We start from the raw sequence: 7,498 nt of genomic DNA, 5'->3' as shown, positions 1-7,498 counted from the left end.
GCCGGAATGAAGGTATAGCGTGCCATGCAGTGGTATTAATGGCGGGTAAGTCATGAGTCAGTTAGACGCGGCAATTAACCCAGTTAGGCTCAATTCAAAGCGCACGCACGCGCAGTTCAAACGTTATCCAGAAGACTTCGTGGTGACCGAACGACTTGATGTCGCTGACGACGGAGAGGGTGAACATCAGTGGTTGTGGATTCGTAAGCGGGGTGCCAATACACAGTTTGTTGCACGCCAGCTTGCCCGATTTGCCGATACCTCAGCTAAAAACGTCAGTTATGCAGGTTTAAAAGACCGTAACGCAGTGACTGAGCAATGGTTCTCGGTGCAATTGCCGGGGCAAGATACTTTGGATTGGCAACAGCTCGACAATGACGAATTCCAAGTCCTGAAGGTGATTCGTCGACAAAAGAAGCTTAAGCTCGGGTTACATGAAGCGAATCAGTTTAAGATCCGCTTGCGTGATGTCGCCGATAAGGGACTGTTTGAGCAAAACTGGAGCACGCTTGTAACCGACGGTGCGCTTAACTATTTTGGCCCGCAACGATTCGGTCATGAGCAGAATAACTTAACTCGCGGATTTGAATGGCTGCGAGCGGGTGGCAGTAATAAACGTGTGAAGAAACCAGAGCAAAGCCGATTGTTGTCGTCAGTGCGATCATTCTTATTCAACCAAATTGTATCGGAGAGGTATCGGCAATATGGTTTTGAGACGCTTGAAGGTGACTGCGTCATGTTGTCAGGCTCTCATTCGGTTTTTCACGTTGAACGTTGGGATGATGAGCTGAAACAGCGTCTTGCCAGTGGCGATATTCAGTTAACGGGCGGTCAGCCGGGTTGGGTGTCTAAACCGCTCACTTCGGGGAAAGCAGAACAGTTTGAAGCCGATTGTGTGAGTCCGTGGGCTGATATTATTGACTGTTTAGCGTCAAAAAAAGTCAAAGCAAGCCGCCGTGCTATGCGTCTACAACCCGTTAACCCAGAATTAAATTGGGAGGGGAGCGATGCAATTATCTGTTTTGAACTACCGAAAGGCAGTTTTGCAACTGCATGTATTAGTGAACTTATTGATTTATCGGTGACTGAAAATGATGAAGATTCTGTTGAGTAATGACGACGGCGTTCACGCGCCCGGTATCCATGCGCTTTACCAAGCCTTGAAATCCATTGCTGAGGTACGCGTGATAGCACCGGATAGAAATTGTAGTGGTGCGAGTAATTCACTGACATTACACAATCCGTTGCGTCTGCAACAGCTCGATAATGGCTTCTACTCGCTCAATGGCACGCCAACTGACTGTGTCCACATTGGCACTAACTCACCGTTTGCCGAAGAGGTTGACCTCGTGGTATCAGGCATTAACGATGGGCCTAATATGGGTGACGATGTGTTTTATTCCGGTACTGTGGCAGCCGCGATGGAGGGGCGCTTTAAAGGACTACCAGCAATTGCCGTATCGATGGGCGGACGCGGGCATGACTACTACGATACAGCAGCGCAAGTGGTGGCCGAGTTGGTTGAAAGCATGGAGTCTAAGCCCCTCCAACTGGATACCGTGCTCAATGTTAATGTTCCTTATGGGCCTTATAATGACATTAAAGGCACACGAGTAACTCGGTTAGGCCGCCGACACCGCGCGGAGACCATGGTGCGTGATCGCGATCCTTTTGGTCGTGAAATCTTCTGGTATGGACCTATAGGTCATCATTTAGATGACGCGCCCGACACTGACTTTGCTGCGATTCATGACGGCTATGTGTCGATTACGCCATTAAGTTTAGACATGACCGCTAAGCGTCATCAAGACACGTTAGATCAATGGTTAGCGGAACGGGACGATGCTCAATAAAAATCACTCAGGGATGGCTAAGCGGCTGGTGCAAACCTTGACTCAGGCCGGTATTACTAACCAACGCGTGCTCGAAGTGATTCAAACGACGCCGCGAGAGCGGTTTATGCCCGAATCGCTTGCGCACAAAGCGTACGAAAATACCGCATTACCCATTGGCAATGGACAAACCATATCGCAGCCCTTGATGGTTGCAACAATGACACAGTTGCTCATCCAGCACCACTGTCAGCATGTGTTAGAAATCGGCACTGGGTCGGGTTATCAGACTGCGATATTGGCACAGTTAGTCGACCAAGTGTTCAGTGTTGAGCGTATCGCTCAATTGCAATATCAAGCAAAGCGTCGGTTACGTAGTCTTGATATTCATAATGTTGCGATGCGCCACGGCGACGGTTGGGAAGGCTGGAAAAGTAAAGCGCCATTCGACGGTATTATTGTCACCGCAGCCGCCAGTGAATTACCTCATGCATTACTCGAGCAGCTTGCTGATGGCGGTGTGTTGATTATTCCGGTCGGCGAGTCGAAGCAAAGCCTGACTGTAGTCAGGCGTTTTGGTGATGAGTATGAACAGCAACGCATTGGTGATGTGCGATTTGTTCCTCTAGTGAAAGGAGCCGTTCAGTGAAGCTTTTTTCAAGGATGTACGATGCGGTGTTACGCTGGTCGCAACACGCACATGCGCAATGGATTTTGGCTGCGCTGAGTTTTTCTGAGGCGATTTTCTTTCCTATCCCGCCCGATGTCATGCTAGCGCCCATGGCGATGACACAACCTAAACGGGCCTTTCGATTTGCAGGTATAACGACACTCACTTCGGTACTGGGTGGCTGTGTTGGGTTTGTGCTCGGTATGTGGGCCTATGACGCGGCAGTCCTGCCATTTGTTGAATTAATGGGGTATCAGGATAAATTAGCAACCATCGTGAGTTGGTTCGAACATTATGGTATCTGGGTTGTTTTTCTCGCGGGTTTTTCACCTATTCCCTATAAACTATTTACGGTGAGCGCTGGCATGCTGAGTATGGCGTTTTTGCCTTTTTTGCTCGCCTCCGCAGTCAGTCGGGGGCTGCGGTTCTACTTAGTGGCTTGGTTACTTCGTTGGGGTGGTCCCGCTATGGCGATTAAATTGCGGACCTATGTTGATCGTATTGGCTGGGCTACCGTTATTATTGCGGTTCTTGTAGTCTTGGTAATTAAATTCGTTTCATAAGGACAGGTTATCGATGGCTCCGCATAGGGTGTTGGCTTTGAGTATTGTTGGCGCTACTTTGCTTGTCGCAGGCTGCTCGTCGCGTTCGACACCAGCCCCTGTTGAGACGCTTTATACGGGTAAAACATATCAAGATTACGAAGCCGATAGCCTTGCTCAGGCAAATCAATATCAAGTCCAAAGTGGCGAGACGCTCTATTCAATTGCTTTCCGTGCCAGTATGGATGTGAACAGACTGGCACGCATCAATGGACTCGCTGAACCCTACACCATCTTCCCAGGACAAACATTACGCTTAAAAGCCGCGACTCAAAAAACTACAAGTTCTAAAAAACCGTCTTCAGAGAAGCAAAAAGATATAAGTCAAACCGTTGCCAAGCCCAATACGAAAGAGTATGTTCAAAATACATACAGCAAAAAAACGATTGAAAAACAAAAGTCTAAAACAAATGTTAAAGAGCGTGTGACGGCTAAGCCAAATAAAAAGACAGCTCAAGTGGTCGCCACACGTCCAAGCTCGATGTCCGTAAGCAATAAGGACATCCAATGGCGTTGGCCCGTCAGTAACGATGTTATTCGTGACTTTTCGTTAGCTGAACGAGGTAATAAAGGACTTGATTTTGCAGGTCAAAAGGGTGATGTAGTAAATGCCGCTGCTGCTGGAAAAGTGGTGTATGTAGGAAACGGCCTTCGTGGTTACGGTAACTTAATCATTTTGAAACATAACGATGATTTTATTACTGCCTACGCACACAATGAAAAAATTCTAGTAAATGAGCAACAGTGGGTCGATGTCGGACAGCCAATTGCAGAAATGGGTGATTCAGGAACCACGCGCGTTATGTTGCACTTTGAAGTGCGTTATCGCGGCAAGTCAGTCAACCCGAGACACTACCTACCGAAATAGGTAAGTAAGCTGCTCGGCCTTGACTGATACACGTTGAGGTCTGTATGCAGAGTAGTGCAAGGGGAACGTCATGAGTAGTAAGCTTAAAAGCGAAGTTGAAGATGACATGAAAGAATCAGATGTGTTGGAGGACGAGGAAATTGAGTCCGAAGCATTATCTGATGAGGTGCGTGATAGCTCGGAAGAGGAACAAGCGCTTGAAGAAGTGTTGGTTCATTCTGGTCAATACCAACGCAAGATGGATGCCACACAAATTTATCTCAGTGAGATAGGTTTCTCCCCTTTATTAACCGCAGAGCAAGAAATATTTTACTCTAGGCGCGCCCTCAAAGGCGATGCGGCCGCCCGCAAGCGAATGATTGAAAGTAATTTACGCTTAGTTGTTAAAATCGCACGGCGCTATTGCAACCGAGGCTTGGCACTTCTGGATTTGGTTGAAGAGGGCAACCTTGGGCTTATTCGTGCCGTCGAAAAATTCGACCCCGAGCGAGGTTTTCGTTTTTCAACCTACGCTACATGGTGGATCCGACAAACCATTGAGCGCGCGATAATGAACCAGACGCGGACGATTCGGTTGCCCATCCATGTGGTTAAAGAACTCAATGTGTATTTACGCGCAGCGCGCGAACTCGCTCATAAGCTTGATCATGAGCCGACCGCAGAGGATATCGCAGCCAGTTTAAATAAGCCGGTCGAAGATATCACTAAAATGTTGAGACTGAATGAACGTGTGACGTCGGTTGATACTCCGATCGGTGGTGAAAATGATAAAGCACTGCTTGATATTCTGACCGATGAGGCTGATGAGGGTCCAGAAGGCGTGTTACAAGACGGTGACTTAAAAGAACGCATTACCGAGTGGCTTGAAGCCCTTAATCCGAAGCAAAAAGAAGTGTTGGCGCGTCGTTTTGGGCTACTTGGTTATGAGCCTTCCACACTGGAGGATGTCGGTCACGAAATTGGTTTAACGCGGGAGCGTGTGCGCCAGATACAGGTGGAAGCTTTACGGAAGTTACGCGACTTCCTGCGTCAGCAAGGACTGACGCTAGAAGCCTTATTTACCGCGCGTTAAATCTTTTTACGTTTTTCATTCAGCCAAATAAGCGCTTGCATTGGAGTCATTTGATCCAAGTTAAGCGCTTCAAGCTCTTCCCGTAATGGGTCTTGAGTTGGCTTAGCAGGTGTTGTCTCCGGTAGCGGCATTTCCATTTGCTGACTCTTAGGCTCGGTTTCTAGCTGCGCTAACTTTTGTTTAGCCCGTTCAATCACAACATCAGGCACACCTGCTAGTTTTGCCACCTGCAATCCAAAACTGCGATTCGCTGCGCCCTCGCTCACGCTATGCAGAAATACAATGTGATCATTGTGTTCTTGCGCCTCGACGTGAATATTACAGCTGTTGTCCAGCCGTTCGGCAAGCTCAGTGAGCTCAAAATAATGAGTTGCGAACAGGGTGAGGCAGTCGAGTTTTGATGCGAGTTGTTCAGCCACTGACCAAGCTAACGATAAACCATCGTATGTTGATGTGCCACGACCTATCTCGTCCATCAGCACCAAACTATCCGATGTGGCGTTGTGTAAAATATTAGCGGTCTCTGTCATCTCGACCATAAACGTCGAGCGACCTGATGCGATGTCGTCCGATGCGCCAATGCGTGTAAATATACGATCAACATAACCAATTTCAGCCGCTTGGGCGGGTACAAAGCAACCCATGTGGGCCAAAATCACGATCAGTGCGGCTTGACGCATATAGGTCGATTTACCGCCCATATTAGGGCCCGTGATCATCAGTAGGCGACGACGATGCGACATGGTCAAATCGTTGGGGATAAAAGGTTCATCACTCAAACGCTCAATCACAGGGTGACGCGCTTGAGTTAAGTTCAGCACACCGCTTTGCTGAACGAGAGTAGGGCGACAATAGTTTTGCTCAACGGCGAGGGTGGTAAACGCACACAGGGTGTCGAGTTCGGCAATGGCTGAGGCGGTTTGTTGTAGCGCCTCAACAAATGGCAAACACTGATCGAAAAGCGCATCATATAACGCTTTTTCACGCGCCAACGATTTTGCCTGTGCCGTTAGCACTTTGTCCTCATGTGCTTTTAATTCAGGAATAATATAGCGTTCAGCGTTTTTTAATGTTTGCCGGCGCTGATACTCAGCAGGGACTTGATGACCATCACTTTTTGAGGTCTCTATAAAGTATCCATGTACTTTGTTGTAGCCAACTTTTAACGAGCTAATGCCCGTTTTTTCACGCTCACGGCGCTCAAGAGCGGTTAAGTAATCCGTAGCGCCAGTAGCAAGATCACGCAGTTCATCAAGCTCGGCATCGTAACCCGGTGCGATAACACCGCCGTCGCGAATAAGAACAGGAGGTTGTTCAATGATTGCTCGGGTTAATACGTCCAATAACTCGTCAAAAGGCGCTATTCGCTCATTGAGGTAATTAAGTGCGTTAGCGGTGCAGTCTCGTTTAAGCTCTGGTAGCCGTGCCAAACTATCGCGCAGTCTTGCAAAGTCACGTGGTCGCGCACTTCGCAAGCCAATACGTGCAACTATACGTTCAATATCGGTAATCGTTTTAAGTTGTTCGCGTAAGTTTAGATAGCGATCCTCAGCGTGTAGTGCAGTAACAGCATCGTAACGCTGGTTTAATATCGCGTGATCGCGAAGCGGTCGCTGCAGCCAACGTTGGAAGTTACGGCTTCCCATTGCACATACGGTTTCGTCCAGTACCGCTGTGAGGTGTGTCGACTCGCCTTGAGTACTTTGATTCAACTCGAGATTTCGGCGCGTGGCGGCATCTAGAATAATCGCGTCATCGGTCGGTTCGCGCATGATCGCGCGAATATGGGGTAACGCAGCGCGTTGGGTATCTTGTACATAATGCATGACGGCGCCGGCACTGCCGAGTATTGGATCTTGCTCACTAAAGCCAAATCCCTCAAGGTGACGCGTTGCAAATTGTTGCGTGAGTAGTTTAAAAGCGGTATCTGTATCAAACTCCCAAGGTGAGCGCTTTCGACAACGACAGTGCGCAAGTGGGAGTTGGGTTAAGTTCATGCCCTCGGGATACAGTAGTTCAGCCGGCTGCAAACGTTGTAATTCAGCCGCCAACTGCTCGCGAGATTGTGGTTGACTAAGCCAAAAACGACCACTGCTTAATTCTAATGTAGCAAGCGAAAAGCCCGCTTTGATCTCACAAATGGCTGAAAGCAGATTTTGTTGCTTATCGTTGAGTAACGATTCATCCGTAATGGTGCCCGGAGTTAAAATACGTACAACTTTACGCTCAACAGGGCCTTTACTGGTGGCAGGGTCGCCGATTTGTTCACAAATAGCAACGGACTCGCCGCGGGTGACTAACCGAGCTAAATAGTTTTCAACCGCATGGTAAGGGACACCGGCCATTGGGATTGGCTCGCCATTGCTGGCGCCACGCTTAGTTAATGAAATATCGAGTAGTTGCGCAGCTCGCTTGGCATCATCATAGAACAGTTCGTAAAAATCCCCCATCCGA

The 7,498-nt window shown here is 48.4% G+C and carries 7 protein-coding genes; 6 read left to right on the top strand and 1 reads right to left on the bottom strand.

Features of this window, described 5'->3' with window-relative positions:
- Positions 1-52 precede the first annotated feature (52 nt).
- The 6 genes from truD to rpoS all read left to right on the top strand — a co-directional run bounded on the left by truD (position 53) and on the right by rpoS (position 5,044).
- A complete protein-coding gene (gene truD, locus B2X00_RS07405) occupies positions 53-1,114 on the top strand; it encodes a tRNA pseudouridine(13) synthase TruD (protein WP_290486827.1) in 1,062 nt (353 codons plus the stop codon).
- A complete protein-coding gene (gene surE, locus B2X00_RS07400; protein WP_290486825.1) occupies positions 1,092-1,853 on the top strand; it encodes a 5'/3'-nucleotidase SurE in 762 nt (253 codons plus the stop codon). The genes truD and surE overlap by 23 nt, the downstream gene beginning before the upstream one ends.
- A complete protein-coding gene (locus B2X00_RS07395; RefSeq protein WP_071463712.1) occupies positions 1,843-2,481 on the top strand; it encodes a protein-L-isoaspartate(D-aspartate) O-methyltransferase in 639 nt (212 codons plus the stop codon). The genes surE and B2X00_RS07395 overlap by 11 nt, the downstream gene beginning before the upstream one ends.
- Entirely contained in the window at positions 2,478-3,065 is a 588-nt protein-coding gene (locus B2X00_RS07390) for a YqaA family protein (protein ID WP_290486823.1), read from the top strand. Before B2X00_RS07395 ends, B2X00_RS07390 begins: the two co-directional genes overlap by 4 nt.
- A 13-nt stretch (positions 3,066-3,078) precedes the next feature.
- Positions 3,079-3,972 carry a peptidoglycan DD-metalloendopeptidase family protein gene (locus tag B2X00_RS07385; protein ID WP_290486821.1) on the top strand — a complete coding sequence of 298 codons (894 nt, stop codon included), beginning with the start codon at positions 3,079-3,081 and terminating at the stop codon, positions 3,970-3,972.
- Between the two features lie 70 nt (positions 3,973-4,042).
- Positions 4,043-5,044 carry an RNA polymerase sigma factor RpoS gene (gene rpoS / locus B2X00_RS07380; RefSeq protein WP_290486819.1) on the top strand — a complete coding sequence of 334 codons (1,002 nt, stop codon included), beginning with the start codon at positions 4,043-4,045 and terminating at the stop codon, positions 5,042-5,044.
- Here rpoS and mutS read toward each other — a convergent pair.
- Positions 5,041-7,498, bottom strand: a 2,458-nt coding sequence (gene mutS / locus B2X00_RS07375; RefSeq protein WP_290486817.1) for a DNA mismatch repair protein MutS, incomplete at its 5' end; no start/stop codon positions are given. The two genes, rpoS and mutS, sit on opposite strands and share 4 nt — an antisense overlap.

It is taken from the genome of Idiomarina sp. UBA3162 (assembly GCF_002364475.1).
In the GTDB taxonomy this organism is placed as follows: Bacteria; Pseudomonadota; Gammaproteobacteria; order Enterobacterales; family Alteromonadaceae; genus Idiomarina.
Note: the sequence above shows the minus strand (reverse complement) of the source record. Positions and strands in the feature narration are given on the sequence as shown.

Coding starts and splice junctions, on each gene's coding strand:
- truD (WP_290486827.1), top strand. CDS start 53: ATGAGTCAGTTAGACGCGGCAATTAACCCAGTTAGGCTCAATTCAAAG.
- surE (WP_290486825.1), top strand. CDS start 1,092: ATGATGAAGATTCTGTTGAGTAATGACGACGGCGTTCACGCGCCCGGT.
- B2X00_RS07395 (WP_071463712.1), top strand. CDS start 1,843: ATGCTCAATAAAAATCACTCAGGGATGGCTAAGCGGCTGGTGCAAACC.
- B2X00_RS07385 (WP_290486821.1), top strand. CDS start 3,079: ATGGCTCCGCATAGGGTGTTGGCTTTGAGTATTGTTGGCGCTACTTTG.
- rpoS (WP_290486819.1), top strand. CDS start 4,043: ATGAGTAGTAAGCTTAAAAGCGAAGTTGAAGATGACATGAAAGAATCA.